This is a genomic window from Metapseudomonas resinovorans DSM 21078, from assembly GCF_000423545.1.
Classification (GTDB): domain Bacteria; phylum Pseudomonadota; class Gammaproteobacteria; order Pseudomonadales; family Pseudomonadaceae; genus Metapseudomonas; species Metapseudomonas resinovorans.
On sequence record NZ_AUIE01000037.1, the window covers coordinates 32702 to 53379 of the forward strand.

Below are 20678 nucleotides of genomic sequence, written 5' to 3' on the forward strand. Positions count from 1 at the left end.
TCGCCCCTACAAGGAAGTCACCCAGCCTCGTAGGGGCGATTTCAATCGCCACCCAAGACACTCGCTGTCAGCCCACCGACTCCAGCAGCCCACCCAACGCCTGCAGCGGCCGCACGGCGCGCGGCAGCGCGTTGCGGCGCTTGCCGGCGTACTGGTAGAGCGACTCGGCAATTTCCTCGGCGCGCACCGGCAGCACCGACAGCAGCGTGTCGCTCAGGCCATGGCTGGCCTGGCAGAAGCCCTGCATGTAGACCGCCGCCTTGAAACGCTCATCGGCCTGCACACGGTAGTCGCGGCCCACCTCGAACTCATCGAGGTACTCGGCCACCGGCGCCAGCAATTCGCGGTGCATCTGCCGTTCGTAGCCGGTCGCCAGGACCACCGCGTCATAGACATGGGTTTCCACCTCGCCGCTGGCGCTGTTGCGCAGTGTGATGGCGATGCCGGCGTCGCTGGCTTCGGACTTCTCCACCTTGCGCAGGCAACGGAAGGCATGGCGCTGCAGGCCGGAGACTTTCTGGCGGTAGAAGATGCCGTAGATGCGCTCGATCAGGTCCAGGTCCACCACCGAATAATTGGTGTTGTGGTACTCGTTGATGATGCGTTCGCGGTCGGCGATGGGCTGGCGGAACACCAGGTCGGTGAATTCCGGGGAGAAGACTTCGTTGACGAAGGGGCTGTCGTCCGCCGGCTTGAGGGAGGAGCCGCGCAGGATCATGTCCACCTTGACGCCGGGGTAGCTGTCGTTGAGGTCGATGAAGGCCTCGGCCGCGCTCTGGCCGCCACCGATGATGGCGATGCGCATGGGCGCACCATTGACGCAGGGCTGCGTGGCCATGCGCTCCAGGTACTGGGCGTGGTGGAATACCCGCGCGTCGCCCTTCAGGTGGGCGAATGGCGCCGGAATGCGCGGTGTGCCACCCACGCTGACCACCACCGAACGGGTGCTGCGGGCAACCTCGCGGCCATTGGCATCGCGGGAGATCACCTTCAGGCCTTCGACATTGCCGCCTGCCAGCTGCGGCTCCACACGCAATACGTGCTCGCCGTAGCTGGCCTGCTCGGTGAAATGCCCGGCGACCCAGCGCAGGTAGTCGTTGAACTCCATGCGGCACGGGTAAAAGGTGCCGAGGTTGATGAAATCCACCAGACGGCCGTGCTGGTGCAGGTAGTTGACGAAGGAGTAAGGGCTGGTGGGATTGCGCAGGGACACCAGGTCCTTGAGGAAGGAAATCTGCAGCTCGCTCTGGGCCACCAGGGTGTTGCCGTGCCAGCGGTAGTCGGCCTGGCGGTCGATGAACAGCGAGCGCAACGCGCCGTGCTCGCCAGACAGCTCCTCCAGCGCAATGGCCAGGGCGATGTTCGAAGGGCCGAAACCTATGCCGATCACATCTAGGTCGGTCGGGGTGTGCATCGGGGTCATCTCGTAGTCCTCTGAGTCATGAGCCGGGCCAGGCGCCAGGGGCATGCCGTCGGCATGCGTGCTCAGAAGTAACGAGACGTGTCTGCGGAAATTTAGCGGGGCGCGGGGAAGATCTTCCTGTGGGGGCGCATTCATTCGCCATGCAGGCCGCAGGCCTGCCCTTCGTACTGTTTCGGGGGTGCTACGCCGACCTTGGCGATTGAAATCGCCCCTACACCTCCCACTCCTGAATACGCACGCGGCAATGCTTCATCGCATTGACGATGTGCTTTTCCACCATCCCCTTGGAAATGCCCAGCCGCTCGGCAATCTCGTTGTGGCCCAGGCCCTCGATCTTGCGCAGGAGGAAGGCATCGCGACACACCGCCGGCAGTTCATCGAGGGCACGCTCGACCATGTCCAGGCGCTGCTTCTGGTAAAGCGAAACCTGCGGCGAATGCACCCGAGGTCCCTCTTCCTGCTCCAGGACTTCCAGGGGCTCGTTGCGGCGCACCAGATTGCGACGATGCTCGTCGATGGAAAGGTTGATGGCGGTGCGATAGAGGAAGGCGCGCGGCTGCTCGATCGCATCCTGGCGCGTCCGTTCGAGCACCCGCAAATAGGCGTCATGCGCGACGTCGGAGGCCAGATGGCGATCTCCCAGCGTCGACGTCAGGTACTTGACCAGTTCCCGGTAGTAAGACTCCAACATCACTTCCCCGCCGCGCCGCCGGTGGACTTCCTCGAACCTGTGAAAATGTGAACAATGCCCGGTACTGGCACTTGGTACCCGCACAAATTTATAATAATTCTCATCAACATTTGAAGCCTGACCACTGATTTAACTGCCACGCCACCAGGCCCGCAACGGATCGACTCCCCTATGAACACGCCACCGCCCGCCACCTCCAGGGGCGAAAAGCTCACCGAGGATGCCGCCTACTGGTGCATGCGCCTGCACGATCAGGACTGCACCGACGAGGAGCGCCTGGCGTTTCAGCACTGGGTCGACGCGGACCCTGACCACGCCCGCGAATTCGCCGAGATGCTGGAAATCTGGGACATCTCGTCCGAGCTGCCGAAGCGCCGCAGCCCCCTGGCTGCGCAACCGGCATCGATCATCGAGTTCCCCAAACCGGCCCCACGCCAGAGCGGCCGCCTGCGCCGGATGGCGGTAGCCGCCGCCCTCGCCCTCTTCGTGCTACCGGTGGCCGGCTACACCGGCTGGAGCCTCGGCCTGGTCCCCAACGACTACCGCCGCTACGAGGCCGAGAACAGCCGTCGCCATGTGGTCCTGCCCGATGGCAGCGAAGTGGACCTGAACCTTGGCACCCGCCTCTCCTACGCCAATTTCAAGGACCAGCGCAGCGTGTCGCTGAGCCAGGGCGAAGCTTACTTCCATGTCGCCCATGACTCCCGGCACCCCTTCGTGGTGAGCGCCGCCAGCGGCACCATCACCGTCACCGGCACCCGCTTCAACGTCTGGAAATACCAGGACGAAGTGGTGGTCACCGTCACCGAAGGCTCGGTACGGGTCAGCAGCGACCGCCAGCGCAACCAGGGCAGCACCCTCACCCCCGGCATGCAGGCGCGTTACCACGCACAGGACTACTTGCCCGCCGTGGGCCCGGCCGATACATCCGCCACGCTCGCCTGGCGCGACGGCAAGCTGATCCTCGACGACATGAGCCTTGCCGAGGCCCTGCCGCTGATCAACCGCTACCTCGACCGCCCCGTGCTGCTGGCCGACCCGGCCACCGCCCAGGTCCGCGTCGGCGGCATCTACAACACCCGCGACATCCACGGCCTGGTCAACACCCTGCCCAAGGTCCTGCCGCTGAAGATCAGCAAGAACCAGGAAGGCAGCACGGTACTGAGCCTGCGCTGAATCGACCTGTGACACTAACCCTGTGGGGGCGAAAACCCTGTGGGGGCGAATTCATTCGCTAAGCAGACCGCAGGTCTGCCATTGCGGCTTCAAGGGACTGATGCGCAGTCCTTGGCGATTGAAATCGCCCCCGCAGGAAAACCGTCGCTGAAGCCCTAAATTCCCTCTTCCCCGGCTCGTTCAGTCAGGGATGCGCCAATCCCACCCCGCCGCCGGACCCCTGATGCATGAGAAGTCGCCGCACCAAAGCCTGGGCCCTGACCGTTCCCCTGATCGCAACCGCACTGGCCCTGGCCGGTTGGCAAACCTTCTCCTCCGGTGATGCTCCGCCCGCCACGGTCGCCGTCACCCGCGCAGACCTCGAAAGCAGCGTCACCGCGCTCGGTACCCTGCAACCGCGTCGCTACGTCGACGTCGGCGCCCAGGCGTCGGGCCAGGTCCTGCGCCTGCATGTGGAAGTGGGCGACGAGGTGAAGGAAGGCCAACTGCTGCTGGAGATCGATCCCTCCACCCAACGCGCCAAGGTGGATGCCGGCCACGCCCAAATCGACAGCCTCAAGGCGCAGCTGGAAGAACAGCAGGCCCAGCACGACCTGGCGCGCCAGCAGCACCAGCGCCAGGCCAACCTGGCCCGCAGCGGTGCCACCCGCGATGAAGATGTGCAAACCGCCAACGCCCAACTGCGCGCCACCCAGGCCAAGCTGAAAATGCTCAAGGCACAGATCCGCCAGGCCGAAGCGACCCTGCGCAGCGACGAGGCGGAGCTCGGCTACACCCGCATCTACGCCCCCCTCTCCGGCACCGTGGTCGCCCTTGACGCCCGCGTCGGCCAGACTCTCAACGCGCTGGAGCAGACGCCCCTGGTGATGCGCATCGCCAGGCTGTCACCGATGACCGTCTGGGCCCAGGTGTCCGAAGCCGACATCGGCCGGGTCAAGCCAGGCATGACCGCCTACTTCACCACCCTCGGCGGCGAAGGCCGGCGCTGGCAGGGCAAGGTGCGGCAGATCCTGCCGGTGCCGCCACGTCCGCTGGAGCAGATGAACCAGGGCGGTGGCAGCCCCGTCAGCGGCACCGGCCAGGGCGCCAGCAGCGGCCGCGTGGTGCTCTACAGCGTGCTGCTGGACGTGGACAACGACGACCACGCCCTGCTGTCGGAGATGACCGCACAGGTGTTTTTCGTTGCCGCCAGCGCCAAGGGCGCCCTCAGCGTGCCCCTTGGCGCCCTGGAAGCCATCGACGGCAAGCCCGACACCTACCTCGCCCGCGTGCTCGACAGTCGCGGAGAACCGAAGGCACGGGAAGTCCGCACGGGCGTGCGCGACCGCCTGCGCATCCAGATACTGTCCGGCCTGGAAGAAGGCGAGCGACTGCTGGTCGGCCCCGCCGCCAACGAAGGCTGAAGCCCGCCATGAGCGAACCCCTGATCCATCTCGAAGGCATCCGCAAACGTTACGGCGGCGAAAATGGCGCGCCACAGACCGAAGTGCTGCGCGGCGTCTCGCTGTCCATCCGCACTGGCGAGTTCGTCGCCATCGTCGGTACCTCAGGCTCGGGCAAATCCACCCTGATGAACATCCTCGGCTGCCTCGACCGTCCCAGCGACGGCCGCTACCGCTTCGCCGGCCAGGACGTCGCCGACCTCGATGACGACCAACTGGCCTGGCTGCGGCGCGAGGCCTTTGGCTTCGTCTTCCAGGGGTATCACCTGATCCCGTCGGCCTCGGCACGGGAAAACGTCGAGATTCCCGCCATCTACGCCGGCACCCCGGCCGAGCAGCGCCACCGGCGCGCCAGCGACCTGCTCGCCCGACTCGGCCTCGAACAGCGGATGGACCACCGCCCCAACCAGCTTTCCGGCGGCCAGCAGCAACGGGTGTCGATCGCCCGCGCACTGATGAACGGCGGCCACATCATCCTCGCCGACGAACCCACCGGCGCGCTGGACAGCCACAGCGGTGCCGAAGTCATGGCCCTGCTGGACGAACTGGCCGACCTCGGCCACACCATCATCCTCATCACCCACGACCGCGAAGTGGCTGCGCGGGCGCGGCGGGTCATCGAAATTCGCGACGGGCAGATCCTCAGCGACAGTGGAAACACCGTCGCGCCAGCAGTCGAAACCGACGCCATGGCCGAACGCCTGGCGCGCGGCGACAGCGGCGGCGCCTCCCTGCTGGCGGACATCCGCGAAGCCATGCAGGCAGCCTGGCGCGTCATGTGGGTCAACCGCTTCCGCACCGCCCTCACCCTGCTCGGCATCGTCATCGGCGTCGCCTCGGTGGTGGTCATGCTGGCGGTGGGCGAAGGCAGCAAGCGCGCCGTGATGAACCAGATGGGCGCCTTCGGCTCCAACCTCATCTACCTCTCGGGCCTGTCCGAAACCCCGCGCAGCCCGGCCGGCATCGTCACCCTGGCCGACGTCGAGGCGCTGGCCAGCCTGCCCCAGGTAAAGATGATCATGCCGGTCAACGGTGGCGATACCGTCGTGCGCTACGGCAACGTCGACCACCAGGCCTATACCCGCGGCAACGGCGTCGACTTCCCGCGCATCCTCAACTGGCCAGCGGTGGAAGGCAGCTTCTTCACCCAGGCCGACGAAAACAGCGCCGCCGCCGTGGCGCTGATCGGCAAGAAGGTGAAGGAGAAACTCTTCCGCAACGGTGAGGACCCGCTTGGGCGCTACATCCTGATCAACAACGCGCCATTCCAGGTCATCGGCCTGCTGGCGGAAAAAGGCGCCAGCTCCGGCGACGAAGACGCCGACAACCAGATCGTCGTGCCCTACTCCGCCGCCAGCGTGCGCCTGTTCGGCCAGCCCAACCCGGAGTTCGTCATCATCGCCGCCGCCGACTCCGAGCGCGTGCATGAAGCCGAGCAGGCCATCGACGCCCTGATGCTGCAACTGCACCGGGGCGTTCGCGACTACGAGCTGACCAACGACGCGGCGATGATCCAGGCCGAGGCGCGCACACGGAACAGCCTGTCGCTGATGCTCGGCGCCATCGCCGCCATCTCCCTGGTGGTGGGCGGTATCGGCGTGATGAACATCATGCTGATGACCGTGCGCGAACGGACCCGCGAAATCGGCATCCGCATGGCCACCGGCGCCCGCCAGCGCGACATCCTCCGCCAGTTTCTCACCGAAGCCGTGATGTTGACGCTGATCGGCGGGCTGGTGGGCCTGGTCCTGGCCATGCTGATCGGCGGCGCCCTGCACCTGGCCGACGTGGCCCTGGTGTTCTCCCTGCCCGCCGTGCTCGGCGCCTTCGGCAGCGCCCTGTTCACCGGCGTCCTGTTCGGCTACATGCCCGCGCGCAAGGCCGCACAACTGGCGCCCGTGGTGGCCCTTTCCAGCGAATGAACCCGATGAAGCCACGCCTTACCCTGCTCTCCCTTTGCGTTCTCCTGGCCGCCTGCGGCTCGCCCCTGGAAAAGCCCGAAAGCGGCATCACTGCCCCAGCGGCCTGGCAAGGCCCCAACGACCCGCAAGCCGCCCGTACAAGCACCGACTGGTGGCAAAGCTTCCACAGCGCCGAACTCGGCCGCCTGATTGAACAGGCCCGCCTCGCCAACCAGGACCTGGCAGCGGCCATGGCCCGCGTACGCCAGGCCGAAGCCTCGGCGCGCATCGCCGGTGCCGCACTGCTGCCGAGCCTGAACGCCAACCTCGACGCCAACCGCCAGGGCCTGATCAGCGGCGACGGCTACAGCCAGCTGGACGCCAGCGGCGAGGACAAACGCATCGACTACTTCAGCGCCGCGCTCAGCGCCAGCTACGAAGTGGATTTCTGGGGTGCCAACGCCGCCGCCCGCGACGCCGCCCTGCAACGTCTGCGCGCCAGCGAGGCGGACCGCGCCACCCTGGAGCTGACCATCAGCGCCGGCGTAGCCAGCACCTACATCCAGGCGCTGGCCCTCGGGCAGCAACTGGAGATTGCCCGGCAGAACCTGGCCAACGCCGAGCAGGTGCTGGACCTGGTGCAGTCCCGCCATGCCGCCGGTGCCGCCACGCAACTGGAACTGGCCCAGCAACGCAGCCTGGTGGCGGCGCAGAAACGCCAGCTCCCCCTGCTCGCCCAGCAACAACGGGAAGCGCAGATCGCCCTGGCCGTGCTGCTTGGCCAGCCGGTGCAGGACCTGAAGCTGACCGGCCGACTCGAAGACCTGAACAACCCCGGCATCGCCGCCGGCCTGCCCAGCGACCTGCTCACCCGTCGCCCGGATATCGCCAGCGCCGAAGCGCAACTGGTGGCCGCCGACGGTGACCTCAAGGTGGCCCGCGCCGCCATGCTGCCCAAGCTGACCCTCACCGCCAGCCTCGGCAGCGGTGCCGACCATTTCCACGACTTGATGCGCAACCCCTACTACAACCTGGCCGCCGGGCTGGCCGCGCCGATCTTCAGCGGCGGTCGCCTGACCGCCGAGCGCGACCGCGCCAAGGCGCGCCAGGACGAGCTGCTGGGAACCTACAACAGCGCCATCCTCAACGCCCTGGCCGACGTGGAGAAAGCCCTCAACAGTGCCGACGGGCTCGACCAGCAACGCCGCTGGCAAGGCGAAGAAGTGGAACAGGCGCGCCTCGCCTTCGACCTCGCGCAAACGCGCTACGAAGCCGGCGCCGAAACGCTGCTCACCGTACTGGAGACCCAGCGCACCCTGTTCCAGGCCCAGGACCAGCAAGCACAATTGCAGCAGGCCCGGTTGCAAGCGTCGGTGAGCCTGTACCGGGCGCTTGGCGGGGGATGGAGCCCAGCTCCAAACACCCCGTAGGACGGGGTAGAGCCAAGCGAAACCCACCGGCGCGGATTGATGGGTTTCGCAGCACCTAGGGTGGACGTCGCTTATTACGTCCACCATCGGTGCCACATCTGGCACCGTTGGCGGACCGGTGAAGCGTGGTCCATCCTGCGAAAAGCGTGCTACACCGTCCGCCCCAAGCTCCTTGCATAGAACGGCCGCCGTGGCGCGCGCTTGAGCAGGTCGGGCACGTCCTGGTCCGCACTGAAGGCGATGCGGATGGCCAGTTTCATGGTCTCGATATCGGTCTCCACCGTGGTCATCTCGGCGTCGTGCAACCACTGCCCGCAGCCATGGCTGGTCGGACCAAGCCAGGGCTCGTCCACTTCCACCCATTTGCCCGGCGCGAACCAGGGCACGCCGTTCACTTCGCGACGCACCACCTCGCCCGGATGGGCGCGTTCATGGGCGCGGAACCAGTCTTCCAGGCGGTCGTCGATCCAGCCGTGGAAAGACCAGAACACCGGGTTCACATGGGACGAGAAGGGGTCGCCGAGGTAGTCGTTCTCCGCGCGGAACCAGCGCGGCGAGAAGTCCACCGGGTCGCGGTCGAAGATCACCGGCATGCCGTTGGACGGGTCGCGGGTGACCGCAGCCCAGCGCATGTGCAGCCAATCGTGCATGCCCAGCTCCAGCTGCGAGCCGAACTCACCGAGCTTGAGCTTCGCCAGGTACTCCGGGTCCTGGTACTGCGCTTCCCACATCTGGAAGTTGGCGTGGAAGGCTTCGTTGCTCTTGATATCCAGCAGCCACTTGTTGAACTCCTCGTCCTCGGGCGCTTCCCAGGCCGGCGGCACGGCGTAGCCGTCGTGGTTCACCGTCTTTGCCGCGAAATCCTCCAGGCCATAGCCGATGTACTGGCGCGGCAGCGGCAGGCTGGTCCAGGACGGCAGCGGCTGCAGCCTGCGTGCAGCCATCAGCATGTGCCGGTGCATGAAGAGAAAATCCACCCCGGAGCCATTGCGGTGCTTGGCCTTGCCACGGGCATCGCGCTCCTGCCCCAGCGGGCCGGGCTGCCAGCCGAGGCCGCGCAGGGCGTTGCGCTTGTCGTCGTCGAGGTCGTCCCATTTGTCCCGCGAAGCGTGCCAGAGCTGATGGAACAGCCGGTGGCCCGGCGATACCAGCCAGGCCAGCGTTTGCGGTTGCAACGGAATACGCTCGCGGGCTTCGGGGAAGGGTTGCTTCACCGCCAGGAATTTCAGCGGCGTGCGCATGGGCTCATCCAGCCAGGCCAGACGGCCGCTGAGCGACGCGCTGCTGCCGTCGCTCGCCCACGCACCCCAGACCTCATCCAGCAACGCCGTGCATTCATAGGCTGCCGGGCGGCCATCCTCGGCCAGGCGCCAGCGCACGCGAGTCTGCTGGCTGCTGGAAAGGTCGCCCAGAACCTGGAACGTCTTGCCATCGGGGATGCGCAACACGCCACGAATGGAACGACCGGCCGCCGCGACATCCAGAAGCAGCTCGCACTCACCGGTCAGGCCGGGCAGCACGGCATCCACCACGCGGAAACGCCAGCTGCCGCGCAAGCGGTTGCCCAGGTGGCTCTCGGTGGTTTCCGGCAGGGTCAGACTGGCTTCGTCCGGCGTCAGCTTCGCCGCCTCCTTGCGCTCCCGATCCTGGTGCCAGGCATGGATGGCAGTGGTTACTACCACGGCGGTCGTGGCCGCCACGCCTGCCATGAAACGTCGTCTGGTGAAGCGCATAACCTGTCGTCGATCCTCGTGAGCCGTGTCCTATCAAGGCAAGGACGAGTCGCCATCCGCGAAATTTAGCGGGGCCGAAGCGTAGGATGGGTAGAGGAACGAAACCCATCACAGCCTGGCGATGGGTTTCTCAGGCTCTACCCATCCTACGGAGCTGAGCTAAATTTCCACGCCCCTCGCGCGTTCTGATGCATAACGCGTCCATCATCGAGGGAACCATGCTCCGCTCCAGAAAACTCCTGCTGACCGGCGTCGCCCTGTTCGTCCCGGCCCTGGCCGCGGGCCTGTTCTTCGGCCAGAAGTACCTGCTGGAAGAAGGCCCCGCCTACCCGCCCAAGGTGATGAAGCACGCCAATGAACTGCAGGAGCGCATCCTCTCCTTCGACAGCCACATCAACGTGCCCATCGACTACGGCACCCCCGGCTCGGAAGCCGACAAGGACAGCGGCACCCAGTTCGACCTGCCCAAGGCCGCCCGTGGCCGTCTTTCCGGCGCGGCGCTGACGGTATTCGCCTGGCCCGAACTGTGGAACGGCCCCAACGCGCCGCATCGCCCCACGCCGGCCTTCCTGCCCGAAGCGCAGCAGGAGCAGGAAACCCGCTACCGGATCATCACCGGCATCGCCCGCGACTTCCCCAACCAGGCCGCCATCGCCTACACCCCCGATGACTTCCGGCGCCTGGCCAGCGAGGGCAAGTTCGCCATCGTCATCAGCATGCTCAACGCCTACCCGCTGGGTAACGACATCAGCCGCCTCGACCACTGGGCCGCGCGCGGCATGCGCATCTTCGGCTTCAGCTACGTGGCCAACAACGACTGGGCCGACTCCTCGCGCCCTATGCCCTTCTACAACGACACCCCGGACGCCCTCGGCGGCCTCTCCGATATCGGCCGCCAAGCGGTGAGCCGGCTGAACGAGCTGGGCGTAGTGATCGACGTGTCGCAGATGTCGCGCAAGGCCGTGGAAGAAGTCACCCGCCTCACCCGCGCGCCGGTCATCGCGTCCCACTCCGCCGTGCGCGGCCTGGTGGATATCGACCGCAACCTCAGCGACCAGGAACTCAAAGCCATCAAGGACACCGGCGGCGTGGTGCAGGTCGTGGCCTTCCCCACCTACCTCAAGCCGCTGACCCAGAAAACCCGCGAACGCCTCAACGAACTGCGTGCGCAACACGGCCTGCAGCCCCTGGAAAACCTCAACCAGGCGCTGATGCCCGCCGACCCGGTGATCGCCATCTGGCCGGAACAGAAGTTCGGTGAATACGCCGGCGCCCTCTACGGCATCCTCGAAGAAGAGCCCAAAGCCACCCTCAAGGACTACGTCGACGCCATCGATTACGCGGTGAAGAAGGTCGGCATCGACCACGTCGGCATCAGCTCCGACTTCAACGACGGCGGTGGCGTAATCGGCTGGGAGAACGCCAGCGAAGCCCGCAACCTCACCGCCGAACTCATCACCCGCGGCTACTCCGACCAGGACATCGCCAAGCTCTGGGGCGGCAACTTCCTGCGCGTCTGGGGCGAGGTGCAGAGGCTCGCCACCGTCGCCGCCCATCCCTGATCCCCTCTCAATCGGACGCAGTCATGACCGATCGCCGTACCTTCCTCAAGCAGGCGGGCCTGCTCGCCGCCAGCCTGCCGCTGATGCCCGTCGCCGAACGCGCCGGAGCCGCCGCGCCTGCCGCAACCGGCAACAAGTGGACTGACCTGCGCGCGCTGTTCGAGCTGGACCCGAATTACCTGCACTTCTCCAACTTCCTCCTGGCCTCCCACCCGCGCCCGGTGCGCGAGGCCATCGCGCGCCTGCGCGAGCGCTTCGACGAAAACCCCGGCGAAGTGGTGGACTGGCACCGCGAAGAAGTCTGGAAACATGAAGACGCCGTGCGTGCCGAAGTCGGCCGCTACCTCGGCGTGCGCCCCGGCCAGGTCGCCCTGATCGGCAGCACCACCGAAGGCCTGGCGATGGTCTATGGCGGCGTGCAGGTGCGCCCGGACCAGGAAATCCTCACCACCGTCCACGAACACTACTCCGCCTACACCACCCTGGAATACCGCCAGCAGCGCGCCGGCACCAAGGTGCGCAACATCACCCTGTTCAAGGACCCGCAGAAGATTTCCCTCGATGAAGTGCTGGGCAACATCGCCGGCGCCATCCGCCCCGAAACCCGCGTACTGGGCATGACCTGGGTGCAATCGGGCAGCGGCGTGAAGCTGCCCATCGGCGAGATCGGCAAGCTGGTGCATGAGGCCAACCGCAACCGCGACGAGCAGGACCGCATCATCTACGTGGTAGACGGCGTGCACGGCTTCGGCGTGGAAGACGCGACCTTCGCCGACCTGAACTGCGACTTCTTCATCGCCGGCGCCCACAAGTGGATGTTCGGCCCGCGCGGCACCGGCATCATCGTCGCCCGCTCCGAACAGCCGAAAGGCATCACCCCCAGCGTGCCGACCTTCACCGAAGGCAAGAGTTTCGGCACCCTCTTCACCCCCGGCGGCTACCACGCCTTCGAGCACCGCCTGGCATTGGGCGAGGCCTTCAAACTGCACCTACAACTGGGCAAGGCCGACGTCCAGGCGCGCATCCACCAGCTCAACAGCCACCTCAAGCAGCGCCTGCTGGAATACCCCAAGGTCCAACTGGTGACCCCGGCCAGCCCGGACTTCTCCGCTGGCTTCACCTTCTTCCGCGTCCAGGGGCGCGACTGCGACAGCGTGGCCAACCACCTGATGAAGAACCGCGTGATCGCCGATGCCGTGGAGCGCGACGTCGGCCCCGTGGTGCGCCTTGCGCCTAGCCTGCTGAACAACGAGGCGGAGATCGGACAGGTGATGACGATCCTCGCTCCCCAGCTTTCCTGATCACTTTCCAGCTAGGACTTTCCATGCGCACTTCCACCCTGCTTCTCGCCAGTCTGCTGGCGACCGCCGCCAGCGGCGCCCAGGCCAATGCCAAGGCCGAGCCCGGCCAGGTGTTCAAGGACTGCAAGCACTGCCCCGAAATGGTGGTGCTGCCCGCCGGCAGCTTTTCCATGGGCACCCCGGACAGCGAAGTCGGCCGCCAGCCCGACGAAGGCCCGCTGCGAACCGTGACTTTCGCCAAACCCTTCGCCATCAGCCGCTTCCAGGTGACGGCAGAGGAATGGGACGCCTACCTCAAGGCCACCAAGGTGAAGATCGCCGATGGCGACACCCGCCCCGGCCGCGAATGCATCGCCAGCAAACCGCGCTATGAACAAGGTCCGCGCCAGCCCGCGGTGTGCATGAGCTACCCCGATGTGCAGGCCTACGTCGCCTGGCTGTCGAAGCAGACCGGCAAACACTACCGGATGATCAGCGAGGCCGAGCGCGAGTATGGCTCCCGCGCCGGTAGCCAAGGCCCGTTCCCCTTCCCCTTCGATGAAGGCCAGCCCTACAGCATCGCCAAGCATGCCAACGTCTACGGCGCGGCGGACGGCTACAACTACACCGCCCCGGTGGGCAGCTTCGAGCCCAACGCCTTCGGCGTGTACGACATGCACGGCAACGTCTACGAATGGGTCGCCGACTGCTGGCACGACAGCTACAACGGCGCCCCGAACGACGGCAGCGCCTGGATGGACGAACAATGCGAGCTGGTGCAAATCCGTGGCAACGATTGGGGCGAACCGCCGATCTTCTCCCGCTCCGGCAACCGCAATAACGCCTACCCCACCGACCGTGGCGACTGGATCGGGTTCCGTGTGGCCCGGGAGCTGTAAGCCTTCACATATTCCTTGTAGGGGACGATTGAAATCGCCCCTACAGTGAACTGCCACGCCGACACCACCTAAATCCCCCCATTCCCCGCTCGTCTTCCCCTGTGTCAGCCATTGCCTTGGCCATCGAGGACTCCCCATGACCACCCGCTCCCCCAGCGCCGTCGGCGAACTGTTCAAACTCCTCAGGCCTTATTGGCCCGTCGTGCTGGTTTCCACCCTGCTGGGCATGGTCGGCGGCCTGTCCGTCACCGCGTTGCTGGCCACTATCAACAAGGGGCTGCATGCCGACGGCGGGATGAGCAACGCCCTGGTGCTGGCCTTCGCCGGCTTCTGCGTACTGGCACTGGCCAGCTCGATCATTTCCGACATCGGCAGCAACTACGTCGGCCAGCACATCATCGCCAGGCTGCGCAAGGAACTCGGCGCCAAGGTGCTCTCCGCGCCTATCCAGCAGATCGAGCGCTACCGTACCCACCGCCTGATTCCAGTGCTGACCCATGACGTCGACACCATCAGCGACTTCGCCTTCTCCTTCGCGCCGCTGGCCATCTCGCTGACCGTCACCCTCGGCTGCCTGGGCTACCTGGCCATGCTCTCGCTGCCGATGTTCCTCATCACCCTGCTGGCCATCGCCATCGGCTCGCTGATCCAGTACGCCGCCCAGGCCCGTGCCTTCCAGGGCTTCAACGACGCCCGCGAAGCGGAGGACCTGCTGCAGAAGCACTATCGAGGCATCGCCGAAGGCGCCAAGGAACTGCGCATCCACCGCCCACGCCGCCTGCGCATGCATGAAGCGAACATCCAGGGCACCGCCGAGCGCATCTGCACACTGCAGATCGGCTCGATCAACACTTACGTGATCGCCAAGAGCCTGGGCTCGATGCTGTTCTTCGTGGTCATCGCCATCGCCCTGCTGGTGCAGTCTTTCTGGCCAGCGGCGGACAAGGCGGTGATCAGCGGATTCGTGCTGATCCTGCTGTACATGAAGGGCCCCCTGGAGCACCTGATCGGCGTGCTGCCCGTCGTGGGCCGGGCGCAGATCGCCTTCCGCCGCATTGCCGAGCTGAACAGCCAGTTCTCCTCCCCTGAGCCTCATCTGCTGGAAGCCGCGACCGACCCCGCGCCGCGCCGCGTGCACAGCCTGGAACTGCGCGACCTGCGCTATGCCTACCCGCCAGCCGAGGGCGCCGCGCCCTTCCAGCTCGGCCCGGTGAACCTGACCCTGAAGCAGGGCGACATCCTCTTCATCGTCGGCGAAAACGGTTGCGGCAAGACCACCCTGATCAAGCTGCTGCTGGGCCTCTATGCGCCCACCGGCGGCGAGATCCTGCTGGACGGCAAGCCGGTGGACGCCGCCAATCGCGACGACTACCGCCAACTGTTCACCACCGTCTTCGCCGACTACTACCTGTTCGATGACCTGATCCAGGGCACAGGCACCATCCCGGCAGACGCCAGCCGCTACCTGGAACGGCTGGAGATCGCCCACAAGGTCCAGGTGCAGGACGGCACCTTCAGCACCACCGATCTCTCCACCGGCCAACGCAAGCGCCTGGCCCTGGTCAATGCCTGGATCGAGGAACGCCCGGTGCTGGTGTTCGACGAATGGGCCGCCGACCAGGACCCGACCTTCCGCCGCATCTTCTACACCGAGCTACTTCCGGAGCTGAAGGCGCTGGGCAAGACCATCATCGTCATCTCCCACGACGACCGGTATTTCGATGTGGCGGACCATCTTTTGCGGTTGGAGAGCGGGAAGGTGGTGAGTGCCGAAGGCGTTGCAGAGCTGGTGTAGGGCCGAAGGTCCGCCATGAGGTTCCTGGGGCTGCTTCGCAGCCCTTGGCGAATGAATTCACCCCTACAAGGAACCGCCCCGCGCCCGCCCCCGAAACACCTCGTTACACCTCCCCTGGCGGATTCGCCGTTCTCATCCGTCCTTACCAGACAAGCCCTGAAAAATTCGGATTCCCCATGCGTTCCTTCGCCACCCTCCTTCATCGCTGGGCCGGCCTGGCCACAGCTGTTTTCCTGTTCATCACCGGTCTGACCGGCGCGATCATCTCCTGGGACCACGAGCTGGATGACGTGCTCAACCCTCACCTGACCCAGGTCAGCAGCCAGGGGCCGGCCATGGACCCATTGGAGCTGGCGCGCCAGGCGGAGGCCCGTGATCCGCGTGCGGTGGTTACCTTCGTACCGCTGGCACCGGAACCGGGTGAATCCCTGGAGCTGGGCGTCACGGGCCGGGTCGACCCGGCCACAGGCAAACCCTTCGAGCTCGGCTACAACCAGGTCTTCGTCGACCCCGTGACCGGTGCGGAACTGGGCAAGCGCGAATGGGGCGCGGTCTGGCCGGTGACCAGCGAGAACCTGGTGTCCTTCCTCTACGTACTGCACTACAGCCTGCACATTCCCGAATTCTGGGGCATCGACCACTGGGGCCTCTGGCTGCTGGGTATAGTCGCCATCGTCTGGACCCTCGACTGCTTCGTCGGCCTCTACCTGACCCTGCCCGCACGCCGCCGCCAGGCCGCCGTCAAGGCCAGCAAAGCCGCCAGCGGACCGTCCTGGTGGCAGCGCTGGAAGCCGGCGTGGAACGTGCGCTGGAGCGGCGGCTCCTACAAGCTCAATTTCGACCTGCACCGCGCCTTCAGCCTCTGGACCTGGGTGCTGTTGCTGATCCTGGCGTTCACCGCGTTCTCCCTGAACCTGTATCGGGAAGTCTTCTTCCCGATGATGCAACTGGTCACCGAAGTCACTCCCGGCCCCTTCGACAAACGCGAGGAAACCCCGGAAAACCAGCCCATCGAACCGCGCCTGGGCTTCGCCGAGGCCATCGCCACGGCCAAGGCGGAAGCCACCCGGCGTGGCTGGGAAGAACCGGTGGGCAGCATCTTCTATGCACGTCAGTTCGGTATCTACGGCGTCAGCTTCTACCACCCCGGCGGCGACCACGGTGACGGCGGCGTGGGGCCGGCAGCGCTTTACTTCGACGGCCAGGACGGCAGCCTGCTGGGCGACAGCCAACCCTGGAAAGGCACCGCCGGCGACATCTTCGTGCAGGCCCAGCTGCCCCTGCATTCCGGGCGTATCCTCGGCCTGCCGGGGCGCATCCTGATCTCCGCCATGGGCGTGGTGATCGCCATGCTATCGGTCACCGGCGTGATCATCTGGTGGCGTAAACGCGCGGCCCGCGTGCGTTCCCTGCAGAACAAGGCGCAACGCCAGACGAGCGCTGAAGACGGCGAAATCCTGCCTTCCAGTTGACCCTCCCGCCGCCGCAGGCCTGCTCTGTTCGATCGGGCCTGCGGACCCGTCCGAAGATTTTCTCGCGAATCCATTCCGGTTTTTCCTGCCTCGTTCGTTTAATTCCAAACAAGAACGAAACGCAATTGCCAACACAACAACGAATCGAGATCAGGAAGATGCCTTTCAAACCCACGTTGTCCCCCTTCACCAAAGCCTTGCTGATGCACCGCACCCTGCAGCGCAACCTGGCGGCCGCCTCCCTCGGCATGGCACTGACCCTGCCCTTCCCGGCCATGGTGCAAGCCCAGCAGGTGAGCCTGGACATTCCCGCGCAGTCCCTCGCCGGTGCCCTGCGCCAACTGGGCCAGCAGGCCAACCTGCAGATCCTCTACAGCCCCAACGACGTGGCCAACCGCCGCAGCCCGGGCGTGCGCGGCAACTATGAGCCCGCCCAGGCGCTGGCCGCCGTCCTTGCCGGCAGTGGCCTGCGCTACAGCGTCGACGGCAACACCGTGACCCTGGTTTCCCCCAGCGACAGCAGCGCCCTGGAAGTGGCGCCCACGAGCATCAACAGCACCGGCCTCGGCGAAACCACTGAAGGCACCGGCTCCTACACCACCGGCGCGACCAGTACCGCCACCAAGCTGCCGCTGTCGATTCGCGAAACCCCGCAGTCGGTCAGCGTGGTCACCCGCCAGGTGATGGACGACCAGAACGCCACCAGCATTAGCGACGTGCTCAAGCACACTCCGGGCGTATCGGTGCAAGCCTACGACAGCGACCGCATGGAGTTCTCCGCCCGCGGCTTCGCCATCACCAACTACCAGTACGACGGCGTCAACACCATCTATGACGGCGTCTACGACCAGGGCACGACCCACGTCGACATGGCCATCTACGACCGCGTCGAGGTCATCAAGGGCGCCACCGGCCTGATGACCGGCTCGGGCGACCCGTCGGCCACCGTCAACCTCGTGCGCAAACGCCCGACCCGTGACTTCCAGGCCTCCATCACCGGCATGGCCGGCTCCTGGGACAACTACCGCACCGAGGGCGACGTCTCCGGCTCGCTGAACACCGAAGGCACCGTGCGCGGCCGCTTCGTCGGCGCCTACCAGGACCGCCAGTCCTACCTGGACCACTACTCGCAGAAGAAGGACATCACCTACGGCATCCTCGAGTGGGACCTGACCCCGGACACCCTGCTGACCTTCGGCATCGACCACCAGAACGTCAGCCCGCGCGGCACCTCCTGGACCGGCAACCCGGTGTACTTCGCCGACGGTTCGAAAATCGACGTCAGCCGCTCCTGGAACCCCGGCACCGACTGGAGCCGCCGCGACTTCGAGTCCTACACCTACTTCACCTCGCTGGAACAGAACCTGGCCAACGACTGGAAGCTGAAGGTGAACGTGAACCAGATGCGCAACGAGCACGACACCCTGCTCGGCTCCGCCAGCGGCGGCAACCCCGACCCGGCCACCGGCCAAGGTGCCTTCTTCTACTGGGGCCACTGGGAAGGCAAGCGCGTCCAGAACACCTTCGACGTGAACGTTTCCGGCCCTTTCGAGCTGTTCGGCCGCGAGCATGAGCTGGTGGCCGGCTTCACCACCGCCGCCGCCAAGACCACCGGCGACGACTTCGATAATTCGGCATTCGTGGAAGTCCCCGGCAACATCTACGACTGGGATGGCAACTACCCGAAGCAGGGCTTCCCGAAGATCGGCGACTACGAGATCAACCAGCGCCAGAACGGTGGCTACCTGGCCGCACGCTTCAAGCCGGCCGACGACCTGTCGCTGATCCTCGGCACCCGCGTCAGCGACTTCAAGTACGACGAGAAGCACGACAACCTCGACGGCACCCCGCGCCTGAACCGCTCCAGCTACGAGCAGCACGGTGTGGTCACGCCTTACGCGGGCATCGTTTACGACCTGGACGACGTCTACTCGGCCTATGCCAGCTACACCAAGATCTACCAGCCGCAGTCCCTCAAGGACGCTGACCTGCAAACCCTCGAACCGGTCGAAGGCGACGCCTACGAGACCGGCCTGAAAGCGGCCTACTTCGACGGCAAGCTGAATGCCACCCTGGCCTTCTTCCGCATCGAGCAGGACAACTTCGCCCAGTACGTCGAGACCAACCCCGAGTTCATCGACATCTACCGCGCCATCGATGGCGCCACCACCAAGGGCCTGGAACTGGAAGTCGTGGGCGAAGTCATGGACGGCTGGAACATCACCGCCGGCTACACCTATGCCCGCACCCGCGACGCCGACGAGCAGCGCGTGTTCGGCTTCCCCCTGGCGGCCACCAAGCCCGAGCACCTGGTCAAATTGTTCACCACCTACCGCCTTCCCGGCGAGCTGAACAAATTCACCGTGGGCGGCGGCGTGGACTGGCAGAGCGGCTTCTACGCGCAGATCTGGAATCCCGCCCTCAACGACAACGCCATCCTGGAGCAAGGCAGCTACGCCCTGGTCAACCTCATGACCCGCTACCAGCACGACGAGCACCTGAGCGTGACCCTCAACGCCAACAACGTGCTGGACAAGGAGTACTACACCGGCATGGGCAACTTCTCCACCGTGTTCTACGGCGAACCGCGCAACCTGATGCTCACCACCAAGTGGGACTTCTGAGGGTCTGAAGCGGAAACGACAAAGGCGCCGAAAGGCGCCTTTGTTTTTTGGAGCACGAAACCCATGGCGAGAACCTTGTAGGGGCGATTTCAATCGCCAAGCGAACCGCAGGTTCGCCCTTCAATCCTCAATGCGGATGTTGCAACTCCCGCAATGCAGCGGTGGCCAGAAAGCCGGAGCGCGAAGCGTAACGTCTATCGTTCTTCACCCGCTCATCGATGCGACGCAACAGATGCTCCGGCATGGTCGCATTGAAACGTACGGAAGCGCCGAGATATGGCGTGGTATCGAACTCCACGACCGCCCAGACACCGCCGGCATAGTCAGGATTGGCCAGATGAACATCCACTTCCTGCGGCTGGGGAATGGGTTCACCATCCGCCATCAACCCTTCGAAATGCAGGGCCAACGCCTCCGTGAGGTTGTCCAGCGCCTCACTGACGGTTTCACCGGCAGAAAAACATCCAGGCACATCCGGAACCGTCACGCCGTAGTCGGAACCAGGGTCCTTATGAAGTACAACTGGAAATTTCATGAACTCCACCATCTGATTGCTGTTGCTGGACCTGGGCTTCATCTGAGGCCTGCCTGCTTGAGAATGTTGCGGACAGTCCCCTCCGGTAAATCGCTCTTGGGGTGAGGCACCGTAACCCTGCCCTTCTTGGCTGGGTGCTTGAACTGGTGATGACTGCCTTTGACATCCACCTCGAACCAGCCATCCGCCTCGATCAATTTGATCAACTCCCGACTTCGCATCCTTGCACTCCATGGCTTGCGCCTTGGTGTGTACCGTACACATCAAATCTCGGACTGGTCAATTCCGATTCGCAGTTGTGGCTTGCTGGCTCGGATTCACCGCCCTTCGCGAATAAATTCGCTCCTACAAAATTACTCGAAGCAGAACACAAACCTTGTAGATCCTATGCAAAGGCCGCCCGCACGCCGATTCTTAATCCGGGGGATAGAAGGTTTGGCCCAGAGGAGGAATCGACATGCGAACGGCCTACGTTGAACAGCATAGTGCGAATGAACCGGTCCTGGCAGTGGCGCTGGAGTTGGCCAAGGCCAGTTGGAAAGTGGCGCTGAGCGATGCCCGGCGCAACCCCCGGCTGAAGACAGTCGACGCACCGCAGCCCCTGGCGCGCCTGGAGCAGGTGGTGCAAACGATCGCGGAGACGCGCGCGCTCTGGGCGTTGCCGGCGTCCGCCAGAGTGGTCGTGGTGTATGAAGCGGGCCAGGATGGTTTCTGG

At 65.3% G+C, this 20678-nt stretch carries 16 protein-coding genes; 11 read left to right on the top strand and 5 right to left on the bottom strand.

Annotation, left to right across the window (positions count from 1 at the left end):
• Positions 1 to 67: 67 nt before the first annotated feature.
• Together G559_RS0121385 and G559_RS0121390 are read right to left on the bottom strand one after the other, a co-directional pair.
• Positions 68 to 1423 (bottom strand): lysine N(6)-hydroxylase/L-ornithine N(5)-oxygenase family protein, encoded by a 1356-nt coding sequence (locus G559_RS0121385; protein WP_028630204.1) that lies wholly within the window; start codon positions 1421 to 1423, stop codon positions 68 to 70.
• Positions 1424 to 1634: 211 nt separating this feature from the next.
• Positions 1635 to 2114 (bottom strand): sigma-70 family RNA polymerase sigma factor, encoded by a 480-nt coding sequence (locus G559_RS0121390; protein WP_036997687.1) that lies wholly within the window; start codon positions 2112 to 2114, stop codon positions 1635 to 1637.
• Positions 2115 to 2285: 171 nt separating this feature from the next.
• On the opposite strand from G559_RS0121390, the gene G559_RS0121395 reads away from it, so the two are divergent.
• The 4 genes from G559_RS0121395 to G559_RS0121410 all read left to right on the top strand — a co-directional run bounded on the left by G559_RS0121395 (position 2286) and on the right by G559_RS0121410 (position 8063).
• Positions 2286 to 3290 (top strand): FecR family protein, encoded by a 1005-nt coding sequence (locus G559_RS0121395; RefSeq protein WP_028630206.1) that lies wholly within the window; start codon positions 2286 to 2288, stop codon positions 3288 to 3290.
• A 227-nt stretch (positions 3291 to 3517) separates the two neighbouring features.
• Entirely contained in the window at positions 3518 to 4693 is a 1176-nt protein-coding gene (locus G559_RS0121400) for an efflux RND transporter periplasmic adaptor subunit (RefSeq protein ID WP_028630207.1), read from the top strand.
• An 8-nt stretch (positions 4694 to 4701) separates the two neighbouring features.
• Positions 4702 to 6654 (top strand): MacB family efflux pump subunit, encoded by a 1953-nt coding sequence (locus G559_RS0121405; RefSeq protein ID WP_028630208.1) that lies wholly within the window; start codon positions 4702 to 4704, stop codon positions 6652 to 6654.
• A 5-nt stretch (positions 6655 to 6659) separates the two neighbouring features.
• Positions 6660 to 8063, top strand: coding sequence for an efflux transporter outer membrane subunit (locus G559_RS0121410; protein ID WP_028630209.1), 1404 nt, complete (start codon positions 6660 to 6662; stop codon positions 8061 to 8063).
• A gap of 149 nt (positions 8064 to 8212) precedes the next feature.
• Here G559_RS0121410 and pvdP read toward each other — a convergent pair whose 3' ends face one another.
• Positions 8213 to 9796, bottom strand: a complete 1584-nt coding sequence (gene pvdP / locus G559_RS0121415) for a pyoverdine maturation tyrosinase PvdP (RefSeq protein WP_028630210.1) — start codon at positions 9794 to 9796, stop codon at positions 8213 to 8215.
• 218 nt (positions 9797 to 10014) lie between these two features.
• Between pvdP and G559_RS0121420 the strand changes: the two genes are divergently transcribed.
• The 6 genes from G559_RS0121420 (at position 10015) to G559_RS0121445 (ending at position 19428) form a co-directional block, all read left to right on the top strand.
• On the top strand, positions 10015 to 11358 hold the full coding sequence (locus tag G559_RS0121420; RefSeq protein ID WP_028630211.1) for a dipeptidase: 1344 nt from the start codon (positions 10015 to 10017) through the stop codon (positions 11356 to 11358).
• Positions 11359 to 11381: 23 nt separating this feature from the next.
• Positions 11382 to 12659: a pyoverdine-tailoring periplasmic protein PvdN gene (pvdN, locus tag G559_RS0121425; RefSeq protein WP_028630212.1), complete on the top strand. Its 1278-nt coding sequence runs from the start codon at positions 11382 to 11384 to the stop codon at positions 12657 to 12659.
• 23 nt (positions 12660 to 12682) lie between these two features.
• Complete coding sequence (gene pvdO, locus G559_RS0121430; protein ID WP_028630213.1) at positions 12683 to 13537, top strand: dihydropyoverdine dehydrogenase; 855 nt, start codon at positions 12683 to 12685, stop codon at positions 13535 to 13537.
• A 136-nt stretch (positions 13538 to 13673) separates the two neighbouring features.
• Positions 13674 to 15332 (top strand): cyclic peptide export ABC transporter, encoded by a 1659-nt coding sequence (locus G559_RS0121435; protein ID WP_028630214.1) that lies wholly within the window; start codon positions 13674 to 13676, stop codon positions 15330 to 15332.
• A 176-nt stretch (positions 15333 to 15508) separates the two neighbouring features.
• On the top strand, positions 15509 to 16804 hold the full coding sequence (locus tag G559_RS0121440) for a PepSY-associated TM helix domain-containing protein (RefSeq protein WP_028630215.1): 1296 nt from the start codon (positions 15509 to 15511) through the stop codon (positions 16802 to 16804).
• A 158-nt stretch (positions 16805 to 16962) separates the two neighbouring features.
• Entirely contained in the window at positions 16963 to 19428 is a 2466-nt protein-coding gene (locus G559_RS0121445; RefSeq protein ID WP_081668134.1) for a TonB-dependent siderophore receptor, read from the top strand.
• A 127-nt stretch (positions 19429 to 19555) separates the two neighbouring features.
• Here the strand turns inward: G559_RS0121445 and G559_RS0121450 are convergent, their stop codons facing one another.
• Together G559_RS0121450 and G559_RS0121455 are read right to left on the bottom strand one after the other, a co-directional pair.
• Positions 19556 to 19963, bottom strand: a complete 408-nt coding sequence (locus G559_RS0121450) for a type II toxin-antitoxin system HicB family antitoxin (protein ID WP_028630217.1) — start codon at positions 19961 to 19963, stop codon at positions 19556 to 19558.
• A 38-nt stretch (positions 19964 to 20001) separates the two neighbouring features.
• Positions 20002 to 20184 (bottom strand): type II toxin-antitoxin system HicA family toxin, encoded by a 183-nt coding sequence (locus tag G559_RS0121455; protein ID WP_016492210.1) that lies wholly within the window; start codon positions 20182 to 20184, stop codon positions 20002 to 20004.
• A 236-nt stretch (positions 20185 to 20420) separates the two neighbouring features.
• Here G559_RS0121455 and G559_RS0121460 point away from each other — a divergent pair.
• On the top strand, positions 20421 to 20678 hold a 258-nt coding region (locus tag G559_RS0121460), incomplete at its 3' end, for a hypothetical protein (protein ID WP_028630218.1).